This is a genomic window from Gemmatimonadaceae bacterium (assembly GCA_035633115.1).
In the GTDB taxonomy this organism is placed as follows: Bacteria; Gemmatimonadota; Gemmatimonadetes; order Gemmatimonadales; family Gemmatimonadaceae; genus UBA4720.
The window spans coordinates 43,408-64,927 of the sequence record DASQFN010000117.1; the positions used below are offsets into that span (position 1 = coordinate 43,408).

Annotated in this window: 17 protein-coding genes; 5 read left to right on the forward strand and 12 right to left on the reverse strand. The window is 61.8% G+C overall.

Going from position 1 to position 21,520, the window contains the following annotated elements; all coding sequences use genetic code 11:
* The first annotated feature begins 78 nt into the window (after nt 1–78).
* Nucleotides 79–1,077 carry a hypothetical protein gene (locus VES88_18220; protein ID HYN83421.1) on the forward strand — a complete coding sequence of 333 codons (999 nt, stop codon included), beginning with the start codon at nt 79–81 and terminating at the stop codon, nt 1,075–1,077.
* A gap of 31 nt (nt 1,078–1,108) precedes the next feature.
* Here VES88_18220 and VES88_18225 read toward each other — a convergent pair whose 3' ends face one another.
* The gene (locus VES88_18225; protein HYN83422.1) at nt 1,109–1,318 is read right to left on the reverse strand and encodes a hypothetical protein; all 210 of its coding nucleotides are present in this window, start codon (nt 1,316–1,318) and stop codon (nt 1,109–1,111) included.
* A gap of 255 nt (nt 1,319–1,573) precedes the next feature.
* Here VES88_18225 and VES88_18230 point away from each other — a divergent pair, with 255 nt between their 5' ends.
* Together VES88_18230 and VES88_18235 are read left to right on the forward strand one after the other, a co-directional pair.
* A complete protein-coding gene (locus VES88_18230) occupies nt 1,574–3,025 on the forward strand; it encodes a magnesium chelatase (GenBank protein HYN83423.1) in 1,452 nt (483 codons plus the stop codon).
* The gene (locus VES88_18235) at nt 3,026–3,652 is read left to right on the forward strand and encodes a cytidylate kinase-like family protein (protein ID HYN83424.1); all 627 of its coding nucleotides are present in this window, start codon (nt 3,026–3,028) and stop codon (nt 3,650–3,652) included.
* A gap of 52 nt (nt 3,653–3,704) precedes the next feature.
* Here VES88_18235 and VES88_18240 read toward each other — a convergent pair whose 3' ends face one another.
* From VES88_18240 to VES88_18285, 10 genes are all read right to left on the reverse strand, one after another.
* Entirely contained in the window at nt 3,705–4,412 is a 708-nt protein-coding gene (locus VES88_18240) for an SDR family oxidoreductase (protein ID HYN83425.1), read from the reverse strand.
* A 12-nt stretch (nt 4,413–4,424) separates the two neighbouring features.
* The gene (locus VES88_18245; protein ID HYN83426.1) at nt 4,425–5,465 is read right to left on the reverse strand and encodes a beta-eliminating lyase-related protein; all 1,041 of its coding nucleotides are present in this window, start codon (nt 5,463–5,465) and stop codon (nt 4,425–4,427) included.
* Between the two features lie 346 nt (nt 5,466–5,811).
* Nucleotides 5,812–7,185, reverse strand: a complete 1,374-nt coding sequence (locus VES88_18250) for a hypothetical protein (GenBank protein ID HYN83427.1) — start codon at nt 7,183–7,185, stop codon at nt 5,812–5,814.
* Nucleotides 7,186–7,225: 40 nt separating this feature from the next.
* On the reverse strand, nt 7,226–10,990 hold the full coding sequence (locus VES88_18255; GenBank protein ID HYN83428.1) for a TonB-dependent receptor: 3,765 nt from the start codon (nt 10,988–10,990) through the stop codon (nt 7,226–7,228).
* A 152-nt stretch (nt 10,991–11,142) separates the two neighbouring features.
* Complete coding sequence (locus tag VES88_18260) at nt 11,143–11,913, reverse strand: neutral zinc metallopeptidase (protein HYN83429.1); 771 nt, start codon at nt 11,911–11,913, stop codon at nt 11,143–11,145.
* Between the two features lie 18 nt (nt 11,914–11,931).
* Nucleotides 11,932–12,351, reverse strand: a complete 420-nt coding sequence (locus tag VES88_18265) for a DUF488 family protein (GenBank protein HYN83430.1) — start codon at nt 12,349–12,351, stop codon at nt 11,932–11,934.
* Nucleotides 12,352–12,403: 52 nt separating this feature from the next.
* Nucleotides 12,404–12,793 (reverse strand): MmcQ/YjbR family DNA-binding protein, encoded by a 390-nt coding sequence (locus tag VES88_18270; GenBank protein ID HYN83431.1) that lies wholly within the window; start codon nt 12,791–12,793, stop codon nt 12,404–12,406.
* Nucleotides 12,794–12,835: 42 nt separating this feature from the next.
* Nucleotides 12,836–15,634, reverse strand: a complete 2,799-nt coding sequence (gene ppk1 / locus VES88_18275; protein ID HYN83432.1) for a polyphosphate kinase 1 — start codon at nt 15,632–15,634, stop codon at nt 12,836–12,838.
* Nucleotides 15,616–16,707, reverse strand: a complete 1,092-nt coding sequence (locus VES88_18280; protein ID HYN83433.1) for a hypothetical protein — start codon at nt 16,705–16,707, stop codon at nt 15,616–15,618. Before VES88_18280 ends, ppk1 begins: the two co-directional genes overlap by 19 nt.
* A gap of 25 nt (nt 16,708–16,732) precedes the next feature.
* Complete coding sequence (locus VES88_18285; GenBank protein ID HYN83434.1) at nt 16,733–17,749, reverse strand: DUF4956 domain-containing protein; 1,017 nt, start codon at nt 17,747–17,749, stop codon at nt 16,733–16,735.
* A gap of 109 nt (nt 17,750–17,858) precedes the next feature.
* Here VES88_18285 and VES88_18290 point away from each other — a divergent pair, with 109 nt between their 5' ends.
* Nucleotides 17,859–19,442 (forward strand): alkaline phosphatase family protein, encoded by a 1,584-nt coding sequence (locus tag VES88_18290; GenBank protein HYN83435.1) that lies wholly within the window; start codon nt 17,859–17,861, stop codon nt 19,440–19,442.
* A gap of 9 nt (nt 19,443–19,451) precedes the next feature.
* Here the strand turns inward: VES88_18290 and VES88_18295 are convergent, their stop codons facing one another.
* Nucleotides 19,452–20,360, reverse strand: coding sequence for a DUF1206 domain-containing protein (locus tag VES88_18295; protein HYN83436.1), 909 nt, complete (start codon nt 20,358–20,360; stop codon nt 19,452–19,454).
* A gap of 189 nt (nt 20,361–20,549) precedes the next feature.
* Here VES88_18295 and VES88_18300 point away from each other — a divergent pair.
* Nucleotides 20,550–21,520, forward strand: a 971-nt coding sequence (locus VES88_18300; GenBank protein HYN83437.1) for a pitrilysin family protein, incomplete at its 3' end; no start/stop codon positions are given.

Sequence of the window (21,520 nt, forward strand, 5' to 3'; positions counted from 1 at the left end):
TCTCACGGTGGTGCCGGAGTCGCACTTCGCGCCGCCAATGCAGTAGCATTCCCAACTACCCCCGGTTTAATTCCAAGTATGTCCGAGGCGAGCGAATACGCCGCAATGCGCTCGGGCGCGTTGCTGATCGACCGCGGAGACCGAATCCGCATCCGCTTCGGCGGACCCCGCGCCGCCGAGCTTGTCACCGGGCTCGTCACGAGTGACGTCCTCTCGCTCTCGCCTGGCGAGGGCCAGTACGCCGGCGCGCTCACGGCGAAGGGCAAAGTCTCCGCGGATGTCCGCATTTTTGCCGACGCCGAGGGGCTGCTGACGGACACTTCGGCCCGCGCCGGCGCAAATTGGCGGGACATCGTCAAGAAATACATCAATCCCCGCGTCGCGCCTTATCGTGACGTGACCGCCGAGCTGGACGATCTTGCGGTCATCGGCCCGAAAGCGCGTCGTGTGGTCGCGGCTGCAACAGGCGCCGACGAAGACGCGCTTGCTGCACTCGGCCCGTACGGCCACCTGCACGTAATGCACGGAGATGCGCGCATCATGATCGCCCGCAATGCCGAGCTGGATGTCGAAGGTTACGAGATCTTTGCTCCGATGAGTCTCGATCTGGTGATGCGAGACCGGCTCCTTGCAGGAGGCGCAGTGCCGGGTACCGCGCGCACGTGGGATATCGCCCGCATCGAAGCGGGGCGGCCTGAGTGGGGGATCGACATGAACGACTCCACAATTCCCCAGGAAGCCAACTTCGACGAGCTGGGAGCGATCTCTTACACGAAGGGATGCTATACCGGGCAGGAGACTGTCGCTCGCGTGCATTTTCGCGGGCACGTGAATCGATTCCTGCGGCGGCTCCATTTCGTCAGTGCCTCGATTCCTCCGACCAACGCCGAGCTGGTGGACGACTCGGGAAATATTGTCGGGGATGTCCGGAGCGTCGCCATTTCACCGCGTCATGGCGGTGTGGCGCTGGCGATGGTGCGTCGTGAGGTAGCGCCGGGAACGACGCTGCACGCACGGTGGGATGGCGGCGACTGCACGATGCAGATCGCCGGACAAGAAAAAGGCGCGACTGGTTAGTCGCGCCTCTTCGCCTGCCGGAAGAAGAAGGTTACTTCTTCGTTCCCTTGGCGATGCTGTCTTTCATCGCGCTATCCCGCATCATCGAATCGCGCATCATGGCGGAATCCATCATTCTCATTCCGGTATCCATGGCGGCGGGAGCCGGGGCCATCGCAGCACCGGTGTCAACAGCGGCTTCATCCTTCTTTGCACATGCGGCAAGTGCGAGGACGGCGGCGACGAGAGCAATGCGCTTCATTGAAAAATCTCCTTGGAGGGGGCCAACGTGGTCAAACGCCGGTCCGTGCACGCAGTCGCGATGCTCGTGGTTGGCGCGGGCGAAAAGTTACCGTGTCGCATATGGCTGTCAAGACCGCAAGGAGGGTGCCTGACTACCAGACGTGCACGGTGCAGGAAGGTAACTGGACCAGGGCATTCAATGCTAGCTAGTAGCTGTTATTACCGACGGGTAGATTAAGCGCTCGTCTCGAAAAAAACTTGGGAGTCACAGGTCTTGTCATCGTCGTATCCGCAAACATTTGGAGCGCTGAAGCGGTCTCCTTATGGCCAGCCTCGCCTCGCGCTGCGTTCGATAAAGGACGAGCTTCGCGAAAATCTTCTTTCGCGCCTCGCCCGTGGGGGCCCTCTCTTCGAGGGAGTGGTCGGGTATGAGGAAACGGTCATGCCCCAGATCGTCAACGCGCTTCTCTCGCGGCACAACCTCATACTTCTCGGTCTTCGCGGGCAAGCCAAGTCCCGCATCCTTCGCGCGCTTACGACGTTTCTCGACGACGTAATTCCAATCGTCGCCGGCAGTGAGGTGAACGACAATCCTTTCGCGCCAATCTCTAAGTACGCACGAAACATTCTCGACGAATGCGGCGAAGCGACCCCGATCGACTGGGTCGGCCGCGACAGCAGATTCGTCGAGAAGCTCGCGACACCCGACGTAACAGTCGCGGACATCATCGGCGACGTCGATCCCATTCGAGCGGCGCGTGGTGGGCATGTGCTCTCCGACGAGCTCACGATCCACTACGGAATGCTTCCACGCGCGAACCGCGGAATCTTCGCGCTGAATGAGCTTCCCGACCTCGCCGGAAAAGTGCAGGTCAGCCTCTTCAACATCATGCAGGAAGGCGACGTCCAGATCAAAGGCTATCCGGTGCGCCTGCCGCTCGACGTTCTGCTCTGCTTCACGGCCAATCCCGAGGATTACACCGCGCGCGGCAAGATCATCACTCCGCTGAAGGACCGAATCGGAAGCGAGATCATGACACACTATCCGGAGACGGTCGAGCTCGGCATGGCGATCACCGAGCAGGAAGCATGGACGGAGACCCGCGGCCGTCCGGTGCGGGTTCCCGACTTCATCGCCGAAGTCGTCGAGCGGATCGCGTTCGAGGCACGGGAGGACAAGCGGATCGACAAGCGCTCGGGAGTTTCACAGCGCATGCCGATAAGCGTGATGGAGAACATCGTGTCGAACGCCGAGCGGCGCGCGCTTGTCACGGGGGAGCGCGAGATCGTTCCTCGCATCGCCGACATCTACGCGGCGCTTCCGGCAATCACGGGGAAAATCGAGCTCGAGTACGAAGGCGAGCTCGTTGGCGGACACAACATTGCTCGTGAGCTGATACGCCGCGCGTCGGACGCGACGTTTCAGGATCGCGCCGGCGGGTTGAACACGGATGACATCATCATGTGGTTCGACGCAGGCGGCGCGCTCCAGGTCGCTGACGATGTCGAAGCCGCAGCCGTAGTTCGCGGGTTCAATACCGTGCCGGGTTTGATCGATGCTGTCGAGCTGACCGGGCTAGCCGACGACAAGGACACACCTGTCCTGGCTGCCGCGTGTGAGCTGTTGCTTGAATCTCTCGTTGCGCGAAAGAAGATCTCACGCACTGACGCCGGCCTGTACGGGCGCTCGCATGAGGAGAAGCGACGCAGACCGTACCAGGACTAAGTGTCGATAATCACGGTCTCGCGGCTCTACGGCTCGGGGGGCTCCGAGGTCGCAGGGCTGGTCGCAACCCAGCTCGGCTGGTCGCTGCTCGACAACACCGTCGTCGATATGGTCGCGGCGCGCCTCGGAATCACGCCAGCGCAGGTGGCCGCCCGTGAAGAGCGTGTCCCGTCTCTCGTCGAGCGTATATCCGACGCACTGACACTCGGCTCGCAGGAATGGATAACGCCGATGACCGCGGCCCGCCGCGCGCCGACAGACGAGCAGCTGATAGAAGTGACCCGCCACGTTCTCGACGAGGCAATTCTGGCAGGCCCGCTTGTCGTCGTCGGGCGCGGTGCGCAGTCGATGCTCGCCGAAAGATCGGATACAATTCACGTCTTCTGTTACGCGCCGCGCGCCGCGCTGATCTCACGCGTGATGGAGCGCGAGCGCCTCAGCTCCGCGGAAGCGTCGAAGCTCGTCGACGATACTAATGCGCAGCGTGAGGGATGGGTCCGCCGGCATTTCCGGCGCGCGTGGAGAGCGCACGAGAACTATGATCTCTCCCTCAACACCGCATGGCTCGGCATTCCACGCTCAGCCGACCTCATAGCGTTCGCGGCCCGGACGCGCTTCGGGCTCTAGCCACTTTTTTCTCTGGCGCGTCAACACGAGTGATGACGCGCCAGGGATGATGTCAATCTTTCGGATTAGCAGCCCAGACAGTCGCCTCGGTCACCATCCCCCTATCATCGAGCTCGAGCATGCTCACGATGGCATGGGCGATGTCGGAGGATTGAAGCTTGCTCGAGTTCGCTGCGCGAGCCGCCCGGCCCGAGCTGACGAAGAAGTTGGTCTGCACTTCGCTCGGGTTCACCTGCATCACGCGGATGTTGTTCTTCCTGAGCTCCGCTCTCCAGCATTCGGTCATTCCCGAGAGAGCGAACTTGGTGGAAACGTAGGCGCTTCCGCCTGGGCCGCCGCGCTGGCCGGAGGTCGACGCGATGTTCACGATGTTGCCTGTATTCTTTGCGACGAAATGACGGGCCGACTCGCGCGCGACGAGCATCGCTCCCAGGACGTTCGTCTCCCATACGCGCCTGAAATCGTCGACGGTCGTCTCGATGAGTGGAGCCCACCGCCCCCATCCCGCGTTGTTGACCAGGACATTGTAGCCTCCAAGCTCGGCGATGACGCGGCCGACCATCCTCTTCACTTCCTCTTCCCGCGAAACGTCGCAGACGATTCCGAGCGCGCCGAGCTCGGACGCAGCTTCATCGAGGGCGTCGGCGCGGCGGCCGCAGATCGCGACCTCCGCGCCGCGGTCGCGCAGCAGCTGTGCCGTCGCGTATCCGATACCTGAGCTTCCGCCGGTTACAAGCGCCTTTGCTGTTTTCAGATCCATCGTTTCCGCTCCTTACTGAGTCAGACACTCGCGCACTTTCTGCACGAATGTCGTCACATCGTCCGTAGTCGTATCGAATGAAGCCACCAGCCGCACTTCAGCGGTGGCTTCATTCCACACCTGGAACCAGAGCTCCTCCTGCAGTCGGGCAACATGTTCGCGCGGAAAAACCGCAAATACCTCGTTTGCTTCGACTTTCTGCGTCAAGGTAATACCGGGAATGCGCGCCAGCTGCTCGCCGAGCAGCGCAGCCATCCGATTGGCGTGTGTCGCGCTTCGCAGCCACAGATCATCCGTGAACAGCGCGTCGAACTGCGCCGCAATGAACCGCATCTTCGATGCAAGCTGCATTGATTGCATTCGGCGGTATTCGAAATCCTTTGCGAGCTTCTTGTCGAAGTAGACCACAGCCTCGGCCGCGAGCGCTCCATTCTTGGTTCCGCCGAACGTGAGCACGTCTACTCCCAGTGTGCGCCCCATTTCGTTCAGTGGTCGTCCCAGCGAAGCCGCCGCATTTGCCAGCCGGGCGCCATCCATGTGCAGTCGCATATCGTGATCGTGGGCGAAATTGGCGATCACGCGCACTTCGTCGGGTGAATAGACCGTCCCGTATTCAGTTGCCTGCGAGATCGACACCGCACTCGGCTGCACGTGATGCTCATTGCCCAGATGATGCAGATGCTCGCCAATTCTCTCGGGCGTGATCTTGCCATTCGGCGCTGGAACCGGCAGCAGCTTGCATCCGATGTGCTTTTCGGCCGCGCCGCACTCCGATGTATGGATGTGAGCGGTGCTGGCGCAGATCACCGCGTTATGCGGACGGGCCAGGCTTTCGAGTCCAATGACGTTGGCACCCGTCCCGGTGAAGACAAGAAACACCTCATCGGCTCCGAGCGCGTCGCGGAGCTTCTCGACTACCGATTTGGTGTAAGCATCCTCACCGTAGGATGCGGCGTGTGCGACGTTGGCTGCCGAGATCGCCGCGATGATTTCCGGGTGAACACCGGCCCAATTGTCGGATGCGAGCGCTCGACGCGGCTTGGCAGTGGCCATCGCGAACTTTACGCAGGCACGGCATCGCGGGCAAGAAATGCAGTGTGGCTATCCGCGAGACGAAGACTTTCGTGTATAGCACCGCTTTGGCTTCCACCGCGGCAGCCGACCGGCCGAGTTTCAGCGCGATCACGTGGAGTGACGTGTTCCGTTTGGCAAGGTCTTCGAGCAACCTCACCTCGTCAGAGGTCCAGGGTGTACGGCTTTTCAAGAGTTCACTGGCAGAAACTCCGCTGGGGGACGCGATAACCAGATCGCATCCCCCAGTCTATGGAGTCGCCGAAAAGAAAGAATGCCGGTTTTGTATCAGAACATGCCGTTTTTATACATGCGCGATGGTTAACCCTTACCGCAGCTTTGCGCGCTCCAGATAAAACACTGTCTTGTCTCGCGCAGCGAGGTAAACCGTCCCATCTGAACCGAATCCGACGATCGTTCGATTCTCGGGAATCTGAACGCGATCGACGAGCTCTCCCTTCTGATTGAGAACGTCGTAGACCGGCCCGCCAGGAATTGCTTTTGTCGGGATCGTCCTGATCCACAGGTTCCCTTGCGTATCGGCACGCACGGATCCCGCAAAGAACGGCGGCTTGTAATCCGGCAGCTCGCTCGCCGGAACGAAGTTCATGTGTATGCCTGGACCGCCGCCGGGGCCGCCTATTCTGATATTCGCACCCCCGCCCGGCGCGGCGGCGCCGCCGGGCCCGCCCGGACCACCTGGCCCACCCGGCCCGCCCGGCCCGCCCGGCCCGCCGCCTGGGCCACCAACGATTACCATCTGCGGACCGGCACCCATCATCGCACCAGCCATCGCTCCCAATCCACCCATCGTGGCATTCGGGCCAAGCCGTTCTCTCGCCGCCTTGAGGGAATCGAGAAACGCAACCTTGTCCTCATCGGTGAGGCGCTGCCAGTCGAACGGGACTTTCACCGCGGATGCGCGGGTGCCGTCGGCTCGCACAAAATCAACGTGATAGTCACGGCCCCGCACCAAGGCAACCGTGCCATCGGACAGAACTGCCCAGTCATCTACGACCGGCAGCGGGTTGATCTGCGAGGTCGCAGTCACTCGGCCGTTGTCGTCACGCGTGACATCGAGCTTCACCTTCGGAATCTTGATGAAGCCGAGCGTATCCATTTTCCGGGATGTGAGATCCATCCGCACGATCGCCGTGGAGTCGGGAATCTCGGGCATCGTGAACGCACCCCCGGGAGCGATGTTCGGTCGGCGGAGATTCGGGGGAGCGCGATAGATCAGCCGTCCTGCTGCGTCGAACGCCGCGCCACCCGCGCCCATGTTGGCAAGCATCATCGCGTCCTGAGAACGCGGGACAGACATCACGCGCGCGACCTTCCCGTTCGGATCGATCACGAGCATCGAGAGCGACATGGGATCGGCGAAAATCGTGGAGTCGCCACGGTACGTGATGAGTCCACCGATGCGCCCGCTGAAAGCGTTCGCCGTCGCGCTGGTAGAGTCGGCAACGACCGTGAATGTTTTGAGCGCAGGATCGAAGAGCAAAACGCGACGGTTGTTGTTGTCGTTCACGAACACGCGGCCGTCGGGCAACGGGCGAAGTCCCGCCACGACGGAAAGCGCTTCGGTGGATTTGGCGGTCACCGCTCCAAGCTGACGAATGGCCGGCCGCTGCTGAGCACTCGCAGCAGCAGCGAATGCCGTGACAAGAATCAACGATGTGAATGTGGTCCTTGATATCATTTTCGACTCGGTGGTGGATGATTGTGCGTTGGAACGTCCTTTAGTGGCGGATTACCGTGATGTTACCGCCGGCGGCGGCGCCGGCAGCACCGGCGACGAAAACGTCGCCGCCCGCGAACACTGGACCGCCTGCACCAAACCCTGAGCTGCCCGTAAACGTCGCCGTGCCGGAGCGTATCGACGCGAGATACCTCGGCTCGAGATAACTCGCGATCAGCGGCGGAAGCTTACGCCTCTGCTCCGCCGTCAGCAGGTCTTTGACGGTCGGGCCAATTTTCATGAGAAGGTCTACACTTGCCTTCCGCGCCTGCATGTAACGCTCGTAGGCGACGCTCTGGTCGTAATGCTTCGGGAGCTCCGCGAAGTATTTCGCGACGGGAGTCCAGATCGCATCCGTCTGAATCGTGTACGCGCGATTCAGCCCCGCGATACTGTCCGCCTGCACACTGGTGAGCTTGAGACTGTCCTGCTGTCGCAGAATCGCGCTCATCGGATTTGGAATGCTGCCCGTTCCGTAAATGGCCTTGAGCAGCTGCTCCGGAACCTTGTTGCCTTCGGTTGTTCGCCCGCGGTTGAGCTGCTGCGTGAGAAGCTGCCGCTCGCGTGTCGGGCCTACGTCGAACCGCAGCATTGCAGTGAGCGTGACCGGCGAGCGGAAGCCGCCAAGCGCCTGGTTAGTCGCCCCGAATCTCTGATTGACTTCGTAACGGTAGCGCTGCGTCGCCTGATCGAATCCCCTTACATATAGTAGTGATTGATCGGGGAATGCAGGCTGACCCCAGCCGCGCAGATTGTTGGACCCATGAACCAGCAAGTCGGCGGCGCCGAGTGGATTCGTGAGCTGCAGTGAAAGCGTTGCCCGCTGCGGCATCCGCACCTTCACGGGATTGAAGGAAATCGACATCGAGGCATTCGAGATCCACGGACCCTGACAGCTGTTCCGCGTTGCGAGCAGTCCGACCTGGCGGCTGAGGCAGTCGCGGGCGACGTCCGATCCGTTTTCGAGCAAGGATGTCATTGCCGCCGCAAGCGCAGGATCGGTTGTCTTCGCCCGGTCGAAGACGAATGCACGATCGTTCTGGAAGCCGTCGCCGTTTACGTCGCCGGCGATCATCGGCGAGAATGGCGTTCCGGAGCGGAACGAGCCGAACCAGTTCACACGAACGAAATCGAAGAAATTGTATCCGAGGTTGTAAACGAGCTGATGCCGCGAATCCATCGAAGCCCTTCCCCACTCGGTCGCCAGCGGATTTCCGGTGGTGCTGCTGAACCCGCGGAATTGCTCGCGCACGTTGGAGTACACGTACGACAGCCCCCACGTGAGGCTCGAGCTGAACGTGGCCGGGGCAAGACGGAATGTCAGCTGCCTGCTGCGCGACTCGAGATCCGATCGAAGCTCAGTGACGCGCGAATATTTCGGCGTCACGCGCGCATCCAGTGATGCGTTCGCGCCAGTTGCCGGGACAATGCTCGTCGGGCGAACGAACACCGGCCGTCCGGCTTCGTCGGCCAGCGTGAACCGGCTGATGGGGTTGAAGTTGAGATCGAAATTCCCCGGCTGGTTCAGATTGAGCGAGAACGTCCCGTCCACTGTCGCCGAGAATCGATTGCCAAGGATAGGTCCGTTCCACTGCAGGTTCGAGCGAACACTCCTCGGCGCCGAATAGTTGTCGGCAAAGAGCGTCACATTCGGAGCGGCATTGGAAAACACCGAGCCTGTCGTCCCGTCGGCGCACCGTGTTGGAATGGTCGACGGGTCAGCGGCGTAGGCATCCCATTCCGGAGTCGGCGCAGCGAGCCCGACGCACGTCAGCTGCTGGATCGCGCCGGGCAGGCCGGTGTTGTCGATCGCTGCGCCTACGATGCCGGTTGATGGCGTGTTCTGGAATACGCCAATTCCTCCGCGGACCACTGCGCGCGGACCACGCGCCGCTCCCTCGAAGCCTGCAATCTGAGCGGCTGTGCCATACGTCCAGGAGAAGCCGAGGCGTGGGCTCAGATACACACGGTTTGGAACGCGATCGTTCGAGACACCGAACAAGCTCTCGATTTCCGGATTCGCGGCGGGCTCGGTCAGAAAATGGTTTCCATCCAGGCGAAGACCGTACTGAAACTGAAGATTCGGTGTGCGGCGATACGAATCTCCAAGTGATAAGCCGCCCACCAGCTGGCTGACGTCCCGCACGCGCGGACTGAGCTGGCGTGAGTAAGACGCGGGACGTCCCGCTTCGAGGTCGGCCAGCGAATTGAAGGAGAACGTTCCGAGCAGATTCGTCGACTGCTCCTGTGCGGTCGCGTCGCGCCTTAGCTCGGACGTGAGCTTGATGCGGTGCTTGTTGTTGACGCTCACCCACGACAACTGGTTGAGAAAATTCGTCGTATTGGTGGTTTGTGTGCTGTTGAGCGACTGGCTCCCGCCGAACAGGAGATTCTGTACGCCGCTCGCACCATCGGCGAAAACGGAATTCACGCGAACCTGCCCGCCCGGCATCAGCAGGAATGGAGCTGCCTCCGACCGTGACGCGCTGAAGCCCAATGAGGTCTCGCTCAGAATAGCGTTGCGCACGTACGCGTTGTGCCTCGCCTGAATTCCCCCTCGCAGGCTCGTGCGATCGCCGCTGTGAGACGGCAGCTCCGTCGCCAACCCCGTTGCGGGACTCTGCTGGCTCCAGTTCCCATTGAAGGTGATGTTCAGCGCCTGGCCGGTTGTGGATGACGGTGGCGCAAAGTCGAGGCTGCCGAACACGGAGCCCTGGTCGCTCATGCGACTGCTCCCTGTCCCGCCGCTGAGCGGAATTCCCGCGGTCTGCAGGAGCGACAAGAGACGCGTCACCGAATCTGCGGCGACGCCGGCCGCCTGCAGTCCGCGCGCGTCAGTGGTAATGAGCGTCTGCAGATCGTTCGCCCGCCGGCCAAGCTGATAGGAGAGGTTGTAGAACGCCTTGTCGAATTTGATCGGTCCGGAAACGGTGCCGCCGAGTGACAAGTTCGAGTATTCCTGGCCCAGCGACTGAGCGGCACGATCGCTCCACTGGAGCTGAGGCGCGTCGACGTTGAGGCTCATTCCGCGCGTGATGAAGTTCGAGCCAGGCCGCGTGCGGAGCGTGAACTGCGCACCGCTGAATCCGCCGCGTGACACATCATAAGGTGACGTGCTGAGTGAGCTCCCAACCGCTGCGTCACGCGGCAGGCTCGAGCCGCCGAACTGCATACCATTCAGCGTGGTGTTGTTCTGATCGGCGCCCAGGCCCAGCACCGAGTAGCCGTCAGCTGCTCCATCCTGGCCGGGCACCGATTGAACCCCGGGAAGAGAAGCAGCCATCGCTGCAAGATCGCCGAGAAGATTTGCGGGGACTGCGGGATTGTTGAGGGACTGCTCGGTGCCGCTGACGTCCGGAGTCACGGCATTCCGCGGGACTTTTTCCCGCTGAGCCATCACCTGAACCGGGTCGAGGACGGTGCCGATGCGAGTCATCCGCGCATCGGCGATGAGCACGTCCTCGTCCGCCGAACGCTTGACCTCGAACCGTTTGGCGGCGAACCCGAGTGAGGCGAACGACACCATGTAGTCGCCGTCGCCGCCGGGAAACGTCACAGTGAAGCGCCCGTTGCTGTCGGTACGCGCCGTGCGGCTCACGTTTCCGGAGATCGAGGTCACCGTTACGGTCACTCCCTCGAGCCCGGCACTGTCGGGTCCGGTAACGCGACCGCGAACGATATCGGTCTGCTGCGCGAGCGTGCTGCGAGGCACCGCTGCCGCAGCGGCGATCAATGCTATGTAAAGGAAAAGACGCTGCCAGGTCATTGATTGTTCTTGAGGTTCAGAGTGTTGGACCCGCGGCCGCCGTCAAAGGGTTTACATACGATGTGTCGAATGGCAAAACAAAATCACATGCTGATAGCTGGAGCCCTCGAGCTACCGGCGTGTGCTTTGATTCTCTCGCGCGGTCTCTGCGCTTACAGTCCGCGAATGCCGGGCAGACAAGCTCGCGCTCCGCCCTCGAGCCCGCGGCCGAAGTTATCCATACGCTGCTCACGCGTCCCATGCGCCATGCGCCGAGCACGAGCGAGGATATAACGATCCGCCTGTCGATCGCCCGTCAGCTGCGGCGTCGGATCGCCCGCGGCTGCCATCGCGTAAAACGCTTCGTCGATGTCGCCTTCCTCGAGCGATCCATCACGTCCGGCCTGCTGGGTGAACGCTCCCGCAAGACAATCGGCCGTCGCTTCATTGGCGTACGTCGTTCGTGCAACGTGGCCAAGCTGTATCGCTACAGCATGCCCCATCTCATGAGCGATGATGCCGACCGCAGCCATGTCGCCATCGGTTCCAAGCTCCCGCGATGCAAGCTTGGCTTGTGACACGATGAACACCTCGTCGAAGTAGATCGTGTTGTCGCGCGGACAGTAAATGGCATTGTTCCCGCGCATTGTTCCGCATCCGGTTCGAACGCCACGGAAAAACGGGACGATGTCCGGCGCGTAGAAGCGCTGGCCCAGCCTTCTGAACCCGTCGCTCCACATCGAGACGAGTGCCGAATGCGCCATCCTGACTTTCTGATTCGAAAGGGCGACGTCGCGCGCAGTGATGTCGAGGGCGGCCGTTGTCTCGACGGCGCTGTACGCTCCCGCGACGGGTGAGGGCTGCGGGACCGCTGAAGTCAGCGTGATCCCAATGACCGCGACCAGGGCTGCCCTCAGGCTGCGCGGCGGGAAGAACCGATTCATGGTAAACCCCCTTCGATGCTATTTAGTACCCATGTTGTGCTGCGGTGTTGCGGCCACAGTTGCGCCGGACTCAACGAGAATTTCCCTGAGCAGCGAGCGATGGCACCGCGCTTCGTCCTCGCAGTAGCAGCCAACCGAGAAATCGGACTTCGACGAAAAGGCAGCGAGCAGAGCGATCAGCCGGCGGGCCTCCGGCCTCTTCATCTCCTGCCGGTAGCTCTTAGCGTACCTCGCCCAGCGCTTCTTGGTAAACGGCTCGGACAAGGCCCACGAGACAAGTGGCGCGCTCGGAGCAAGATCGGGAAGCCAGAGGTCGAAATAGTCCTCTCTCGCGTAGCTCTCCTTGCGGACTCCGCGCGGTGGTCGCCGCACCGTGCCAAGCCGAAGTCCTTCGTTGCGGAGCCGCGGGCTTCCCAGTCGAATCACACGTATGGCCATGACCACGTCGCTGATTCATGAACCGGGCCGCGCTACACGCCGTGCCGGCGTATTAGTGCTTCGTTTTCGCCCTGAGCTTCTTCGGGGCAATCAGCAGATATGCATCCTGGAGAATATCCGCGATCGTTTTCCAGCTCGGCCGCTTGTCGAGATAGACGCCGACCCAGCCGCTCGGGCCGACGTAGGGTGGCACGAAATAGCGCGCCGGTTGCCACCGAACAAGCAGATCCTGGTTGACGGGCGTCGATTTCACCCAGACGCTTGGCCTGCCGGCTCCGTGATGGGTACCGGAGCTCGCATACATCGCGAAGAGCTTGTTCTTCACGCGAAACGTCGGCTCACCCCACGCTTCGACCTCGTGTGCTTCCGGAAAGCCGAGGCAGATGGAGCGCAGCTGGTCGAGCGGAGATTGTGGGGCTTCCTTCAGCTTTTTCCGGGGCATCCGAGGGAAAAATAACCGAGCGAGTCTCGGATCTGTGCCTTACTAGGTTGCCTCTGCAGCAGAAGCAACGGCGTCCAGACTGGCGATGAGCGCCTCCTGTGCGCCCGGCCCCTTTCCTCGCCGCGGCACGTACTCTCCACTCGAGGTGAGATCCCATCCGGTGGGGTCGTTCAAGTACAGATCGAGTATGCGATCGAGCTGCTGCTGATGCTCGCGTTGCACGACCGGCACCAGCAGCTCCACGCGACGGCGAAGATTTCGGGGGCGCAGGTCCGCTGATCCGATGAATACCTCGGGAACGCCGTCGTTCTCGAACCGGTAAATGCGCGAGTGCTCGAGCAGCCGCCCGACTATTGACACGACACGAATACGCTCGGACCGGCCAGGAACGCCCGGCCGAAGTGTGCAGATGCCGCGCACGATCAGATCGACCGTCACGCCGTCAGACGACGCGTAGAGCAGGGCGCGCACAACTTCAGCGTCGGAAAGTCCGTTGACCTTTGCCGTTATTCGTGCCGGTCGCCCAGCGCGTGCGTGGGCGGCTTCGCGCTCGATCATCGTCAGTATCGCGTCGCGCATCTGATGTGGCGCCACCAGCGCACCACGTGAAAGTCCGGTTGGCGGAAGCGATCCGCCCGTCAGCGCGTTGAACAGGTCAGCCGCATCCGCGGTGATTTCCTCGCGCGCCGAGAAGAGGCTCAGATCGGTGTACTCACGTCCCGACTTGCTGTTGTAGTTGCCCGTACCGACGTGCACGTAGCTCCGCATTCTCCCGTTTTCGCGCTTGATGACGAGCGCCACCTTCGCGTGGTTCTTGATTCCCACCAGTCCCGATACTACGTGACCACCCGCGCGCTCGAGCTTACGCGCCCAGGCGACGTTGTGCTCCTCGTCGAAGCGTGCCTTCAGCTCGACAAACGCAACGACCTTCTTGCCGTTCCGCGCCGCATCGAGAAGCGCATCCACGATCGCCGACGAATCACCTACTCTGTAAAGCGTGATCTTGATGGCGGTCACGTCGGGGTCGGCCGCCGCCTCGCGCAGATATCTCACGACAGTCGAAGCAAACGAGTCGAACGGATGGTGGAAGATCAGGTCGCCGTCCCGCACTGCATCCAGTATCGATTCGCCTTCTCCAAAATGCTGGGCCGCCTGGAACGGCTCGTAGGATAGCGACGGGTCCGTCGGCACCGGGAGCCGCGTCAGACTGCGCAGGTCGAGGAGTCCGGATGCCTCGTTGACGTCGGCAGGCTCGAGCTCGGCTTCCTCGTCCGGCGTCTCGCGCTTGAGGTTTCCGAGGAGCAGGCTGCGGACGAAATCGGGCATCTCCCGCTCGACTTCCACGCGCACCGCGGGGTTGTAGTGCCGCCGCTCGGCCGCATCGGCGACGGCCTCGATGAGATCGTCCGCCGCTGCCTCATCGAGATCGAGATCACCCCCGCGTGTCACTCGAAAACCGTAAACCCCCTCGATCTGCCGGTCAGGATAGAGGAGGTCGATGTTCGAGCGAATTACCTCTTCTATCGTGATCACGTGCCCGGACTTTCCCGGAGCCTGGAGGAATCGCGGAACGTCCGGGGGCAGCTCCAGCTCCGCAAGATGAATTCGCCCCGTAGCTGGATCGCGCATGACTACGGCCAGCGCCAGCGTGAGATGCGGAAGGTGTGGAAGCGGATGACCGGGACTCAGGGTCACGGCCATCGGCGTGAGCGAGGGGTAAATCTGCTCGCGGCATTCGGCTCTTAGCGCTGAGCGCTGCCCGGCGTCGAGGTCGTCCCACCGCACGATGCGAACACCGAGTCTGGCGAGTTCGGCGAGACACTCGTCGAGACACCGGGTCTGGCGTTCCGTGATCGACGCAACGTGCTCGGCAATCAGCCGCACCTGCTCGCCGCGCGTGAGGCCATCGTCGCACTGCTCCTCGTACTGCTCGCGCGCGGCGCGTCTCAACCCCGCCATGCGGACCATGAAGAACTCGTCGAGATTCGCGCTGACGATCGACAGGAACTTGAGCCGCTCTTTCAGAGGTGTCTGTCTGTTCTCGGCAAGCGTGAGAACGCGACTCTGAAAAGCGAGCAGACTGAGCTCCGGATTCAGGAATTCCGGAATCTCCTTGGGAGTACCGCTCGGCGCGGGCGCCACGACGGCCGATCGTTCCGACGTGTTCTCCTTGTCCCCGCCACCTTTCCACTTGAGCAGAAGCTCGGCGCGATCGCGCGGGCCTCCCGGAATCGGACGCAGGTGATGCTCCCGCTCGAATGCGCTGGCGAGGCGGTCCATGCCCTCGGTTTTTCCGTGCCGGCGATGGATGCAGAATTGTCGAAAGCTGGCTGACATTCGGCCGCGACGGACGACGATATAGTCGTAGTGCAGCTTCATCCTCGGCTGGCGAAGCCAGCTGAAATCAGCGTTTCGTGTGAGCCGCTCGGTCTCGAGCTCGATCCGGACGATCAAAGAAGCCGGATCGATGAGCGCGCGCAGGCGACGGCCGGCAGTAGTGTTCTCGGCAATCGCCGCCGCGACTTCAGAGGCGTCGACACGAGAATCCACGCGGCCGTCCTCACCGTAGCCGGCTGATCCGATGCGCAGTGACAGCACGCGCGTGTCGTCCGCGCACAGTCGAAGCCGGCAGACGATGTTACGCTTGCGGAGCGTGTCCTCGACCGTGTCGAGGTACAGGTCGCGATGCTGTGACGCGGCCGGTGCGGTAGAGTCTACTCCCAGCGGAAGTGGTGAAGTCGCCAGCTCCTGCAAGTGCTGCTTCGAGCGCAGCTCGTACCTGAAGGAGTGTGGCGGCCGCTTGATCAGCTCACGGATCGATCTCAGCGTCTCCCCAGGCACTCATCAACGAGATTCCGCTCCACGCCGCGTGGATCCTTGATTGTCTTGTAGAAATCGTCGAAATATTGAAGCGTTTCCTTCACTGTGTTCGGCTTCATCATCTGCCCGATCTCGTCTGTGTACAGCGCGTAGATCGCATCTTTTTTTCCCTTGAAGAGCGCGACGACCTCGTGAACCTTTTCCGCCGGGCCGCAATAGCCCCTGTAAAGGCGGTCCCGGACGCGATTGATGGTGAGGCTCGGGTCGGTCGTTGCATAGCGGGCGTTGATTGCCCCTGAAAAGTCGTAGTCCCACGGGATCGGTATCACCGTGCCGTCCGTCTGTGAGAGCAGCTCCATGTTGTGGAGGCCGGCGATGGACCAGTCGGTGTTTCCAATGAAGTACTGGAACACACCGGCAAACGCATTGTGGAACGGATCCAGATCGTCGCCGGTCGCCCCCTTTAGCTTCACCTCCATTCCGCCGAGCCGCTGTGCCATCGCCAGGGGCTCCTCGAGCATGATCGCGGACCGCTTCGCGAACACCTTGCCGTTTACGCTGTCCACATAGGTGATGTTCATCAGCCGCGCCTTGTGGCTCACCGGTGTCAGCAGGTTCTGAACGCGGTAGAGCTGGAGCTCCTGAAGGATGTACTGCTCGTACGCGTCGTCGTCGCGGCAGACGCTGGTGAGCTTCGGCAGGTCGAGGCCCCAGAACGGCGTTCCCACGGAGGTCGCACGGGCGAAGTTCATTCTCATGGGTGGAATCTCGCAATTCTTCAGTCGCCAGATTCCGCGCGTCCTGAGCTCGACAGGTATGATGTACTCTTTCCCCGCGGGGTCGACGTATTTGACCGTACCGGCGCGCCAGGGCTTTTTTTCGCCCTTGTCCTTGCGGATGCGGGCAAGGTTCGTCGTCAGAGTAATGGTGATGGGCTGCTCGGACTTGAAGAACTCGCCCGGATCGCGGGGCGCCCGCTGAGATCTGGCTACCTTCTTCTTTTTCTCGTTCTGAGCCGAGACTTCGACCATCGGTACGGCCGTTCCGGCAAGCGCAAGAACGGCCATGAACGTAGAGAATGAGCGCATGTGCATTGTGATTAGCCTCGTGAGACTGGTCTTAGTCAAGCCTTGCTTCGACAAGATTCGCCCCGATGGCGGTCTGTGCCAGCGAGAGTAGTTCTTCCGGATCCGACTTCTTTTTGAGCTCTACAAAATAATCAATCTTTTCGATTCCCCCAGCGTCGATTGACACCTCGCTGGCATGCCATTTCTTGGCGTGCTCATCGATCAGGGGCTCGAAGGTATCACGGACCTGGTCTACGTCTCGGGCTCGAATGCGCAGGCGTACCTCTTTATTCTCGTCGTCCTTGCCGTCAGCGCGGGCGCGCTTCCACGCTCGCTCCGCCACACCCTCGAGCTGCTCCTTGGACATGTTCTTGAAGACTTCGTTGTCGATCTGAGCGACGAATGTCCCTGTCTGCGCGAGCTCTTTCGCGCGTTCGAGCCGTCGTGCGGCAATCCCGCCCTCCAGCTCCACCGGCGAATGCCCGAAGTCCGCGTACCAGAGGAAAAGGATCGTCAGGTTGAAGATTATCGAGATCGCCGTCGCTACCTGGATGTCCACCGCGGCGGCGAGCCCGACGCCCGTCGCAAGAAACACATACACGGCGTCCTTGCTATCGTCGAGAGTATTACGGAATCGCACCGCCGCAACGATGCCAGCGAGGCTGAACGCGAGAGCAAGACTGTCTTTGACGAGAACGACAATTCCCGCAACGACAAGCGGCAGGATTATCAGCAGCTGGACAACCGACTGCTGATAACCGCGCTTGGCGCGGGTGAGCTGGTAGACCCACGCGACCGGAAGCATGAGCAGAATTGCCGCAAGCATGGCGACCGATACCAACGCGGCCGTCGCCCCCTGAGGGGGGATGGCGACAGACTTGGCCTCCGCCGCCGTCCCGGAAGCGCCGCTAAAAATCGACGGCAGCACAACGCCACTGAGTCCCGGAGAATGCGGGAGCTCGCGGAGTGCCAATGATCCGAGAATGATCAGCGCCGCGTAATAGAGCGCGACTTTGACAACGACCTTTGTAGCCGGGTTGTCGAGGAAACCCGGTTTGCGAACTGCCATCTGTGGAGGACTCCAAAAAGGCTGCGCTAATATTGTGGCCCGCACTCATTCCCGCCATAGGTTGCCGAGGGTGCGCACGACGGTCAAATTGCGCCCCATGCCGCCAATCATGAGACTCCTAGCTTGCCTGCTTTGCGCTGCCGGATGTGCGCAGGCCCAGCCCGCGTCCGCTCCCGCCGCCCCTCCCGCACCAGCGGGCCAGCCGACGCTCGTCGTCCTGATCACCATCGACGGATTCCGAGCGGATTATCTTGACCGCTTCGGGCCGCAGCTTCAAGGCGGACTGGGACGTCTAAAAAACGGTGGCGCCTGGTTCACGAACGGCCATCAGGATCATGGCATCACGGAGACCGCGCCGGGACATGCCAGTCTTCTTTCAGGCCGTTTCCCGCGGTCCACTGGAATTGTCGCCAACGTCGTTGGCGTAATCGACGAGGCCGCGCCTCTACTCGGCTTTTCCGGCGTCACCGGCGCGTCACCCCGTCGCTTCCAGGGAACGGCGCTCCTCGACTGGATGCGAGCGAAAGACCCGCGCTCACGTGCGCTCTCGGTTTCCATGAAGGATCGCGGTGCGATCCTGCCCCTCGGGACGGCGAAGCAACACGTCTACTGGTATCCAGGTGACGGCGACTTCACGACCAGCAAGTATTACATGGACTCGCTTCCGGACTGGGTCGAGCAGTTCAACGCGCGGCGGCTGCCACAGAGGTACGCCGGGAAAGCCTGGACGCCTCTACTGCCTGCCAATGCCTATCCGGAACCCGACAGCGTGCCGGTAGAGGGCGGCGGAACGGACTTCGTATTCCCTCACATGATTCCGGCAGATTCGGCCCAGGCAGCAAGCGTCATAAGGATAACGCCGTTCATCGACGAGGTGACCGTCGCCTTCGCACTGGAGGGCGTGCGCGCACTTCGCCTCGGGGAAGGGCCGCAGACTGACCTCCTCGCGGTTTCGCTGTCCGGCACGGACCTCGTGAATCACCGGCTCGGACCGAACTCGAGGGAATCCCACGATCAGGTGCTGCGTGTCGACCGCCAGATCGGAGTGTTACTCGATTCTCTGTTCAAGCTGCGTGATCCATCCAGGGTGATCGTCGCTCTCTCGGCTGATCACGGATTCCAGCCGATTCCCGAGCTCGCACCGGCGAATGTCGTTCCACGCCCGGAGCGCGTGACGCTTCGGACTGTACTGGCAACCGTCCGCGCTCAGCTCGCGGCGATGAAGGTCGATACGGCGGCTGTTCAGCTCGATCTGCAGCTCCTGATCCTCGACCGCGAGGCGTTCCGCAAGGCGAATGTCAACGCCGATTCCATCGTGACGTTGTTTCGCAACGAGGCGTTGAAAATACCGGGAGTTGCCCGCGTCGACCGCCTGCGCGATTTGCTCAGAGGCGATACTGTCGGCGACCCCATCACGCGGCGATGGAGCCATCAGATTCCCCCGAAATACCCCGTCGAGCTCGTTATAACGCTCACCCCGGGAAGCATCTGGGCCGGCATTGTGGCCACGCACGGCTCGCCGCACGACGACGACAGCAACGTCCCGATTGTGTTCTACGGGCCGGGGTTTGCTCCGGGGCGATACACCGACTTCGTGCGGACGGTCGACATTGCGCCGACACTCGCGCGGAGGCTCGGGGTCACTCCACTCGAGAAGCTCGAAGGTGTGCCATTGACCAAGGCGCTCAAATAAGCATCAAACCTAGGTCTCTTTGGCTTCTGCGATCTCGGATCCGTGGTTTTCTCGGTCGCCGTTCTTTTCAAGAGCTGAATCGATCCGCCGGTAGCGAGCATTGAGCAGCTCGTAGATCCCGTAGGCGATGAGCCCGAAACCGATTGCGGCGAGCGGGCCGCGGCCCAGCGCGGCGAGCGAGCGCAACGAATCGGCGATTCCTCCGGCCTCGCTCGGGTCGCGAAGAGCTGCAGCGCGGGCGACCAAGACGGCAATCGCGACAAAGACAACTCCGCGCGCGCCGATTCCAAATCGGCTGACAGCGATTATCCATCGTCCGACTTCGGCAGACACCCGGCCCAGATTGAGCTGCTTGCTGAGCTTCTCGGCGAACGCGCGGTAGAGCTGATAAAGGCCGTACCCGCCGATTCCAGCAGCGACGCCCCAGACTATCGCTTCGCCTGCGGGCAGCGCGAGCAGTCTCGCCGTCCATTCCTGTATCTCCCTCCGATTCTGGTCCTCGCCGTACCAGCCAACAGCGAGGCGTATCCCGGAAATTGCGAGAGCAGCGTGAACAATCCCGCGTATCGCGAAGCTGGCTCGGAGGAGCACGGCTTTCAGCCCGCGACCGCGGCGATCCGGATCAGTTATCGCCTCGACTACTCGCCACAAGCCGTATCCCATCAAACCGACGGCGACCAGTATCAGCAGAATCCTGCCATACGGCGCGCTCAGCACCGCGATCATGGCGCCGCGAGTGTCCGTGGTGGCGCCGCCCGTACCCAAAGCCACACGGGCGGTGAGGAAACCGATAGTCGCGTACAGGAGCGCTTTGGCGGAATAGCCGGCCCGGGCAAGCGGCTCGATCCATGGGTGGGCGTCGGCCGCGACCTGGTCAGCCGCGTGGCTCAGCTTCGAGCCGATCGAGGAGGCGCTCATCGCTGAAAACGTGCTAATGCACGTTTCTCGCCACGTCAGACTTGCCCCTTTCGAGGCTAAGGCGGTGCACACTAGCGCGCTGTCGTCGCGCCCGGGTACAATAGAGATCAGGGCGTGGCTGCATGCCCCCTGGTCCAGCGACTTTCAGACGTCCGGTCGTCCCCTTTTTCGACACAGGAAACCAACTATATGAAGCGTCTTCCCAGCGCGGCGCTCGTTGTCGCCCTTACGCTGTGCGCATTCCTGCCCGCGTCGGCGCAGAAGAAAGCGACCGCTGCAAACAGCTCCGGCGACATCCTTCCGTTCAAGGCAACCGAGAAGACGCTGCCGAACGGCCTCAAGATCATAGTTGTCCCCACGGGCTTCCCGAACATCGTATCACTCCGGATTCCCGTGCAGACCGGGTCGCGGAACGAGATCGAGCCGGGCAAGTCGGGCTTCGCGCACTTCTTCGAGCACGTGATGTTCCGCGGCACGAAGACCATGACGAAGGAGCAGGCCAACGAGCTCATCACGAAGGCCGGCGCGAGGGAAAACGCGTCCACATCCGACGACTATACGAACTACTACATCACGTTCGCCAAGGAGGACCTGGAGTCGATGATTCGCCTGCAGGCGGATCGGTTCCAGAACCTTTCCTACAGCGAGGAGGATTTCAAGACCGAAGCCCGCGCCGTGCTCGGCGAGTACAACAAGAACTCCGCGAACCCGGGCAGCAAGCTCTACGAGGTGCTTCGCGACAATGCGTTCACGACGCACACCTACAAGCACACGACGATGGGCTTCCTCGAGGACATCGAGGACATGCCCAACCAGTTCGACTACTCCCGTACGTTCTTCGACCGCTGGTACCGGCCGGAGTACACGACCGTGATCGTCGCGGGCGATGTGGATCCCGCGCGGGTCATTCCGCTCGTCGAGAAGTACTGGGCGGACTGGAAACCCGGCAAGTACAAGGTCGACATCCCGAAAGAACCCGAGCCCCGGAAGGCCGTGGTCGCCCACGTTCCGTGGACGAGCGAGACGCTGCCCTGGGTGACCGTGGCGTTCCACGGCCCCGCGTTTTCCGAGAGCGACAAGGACTACGCGGCGATGGACTTGCTGATGGACCTCTACTTCGGAGAGACCTCCGACACCTACAAGAAGCTGGTCGAGCAGGA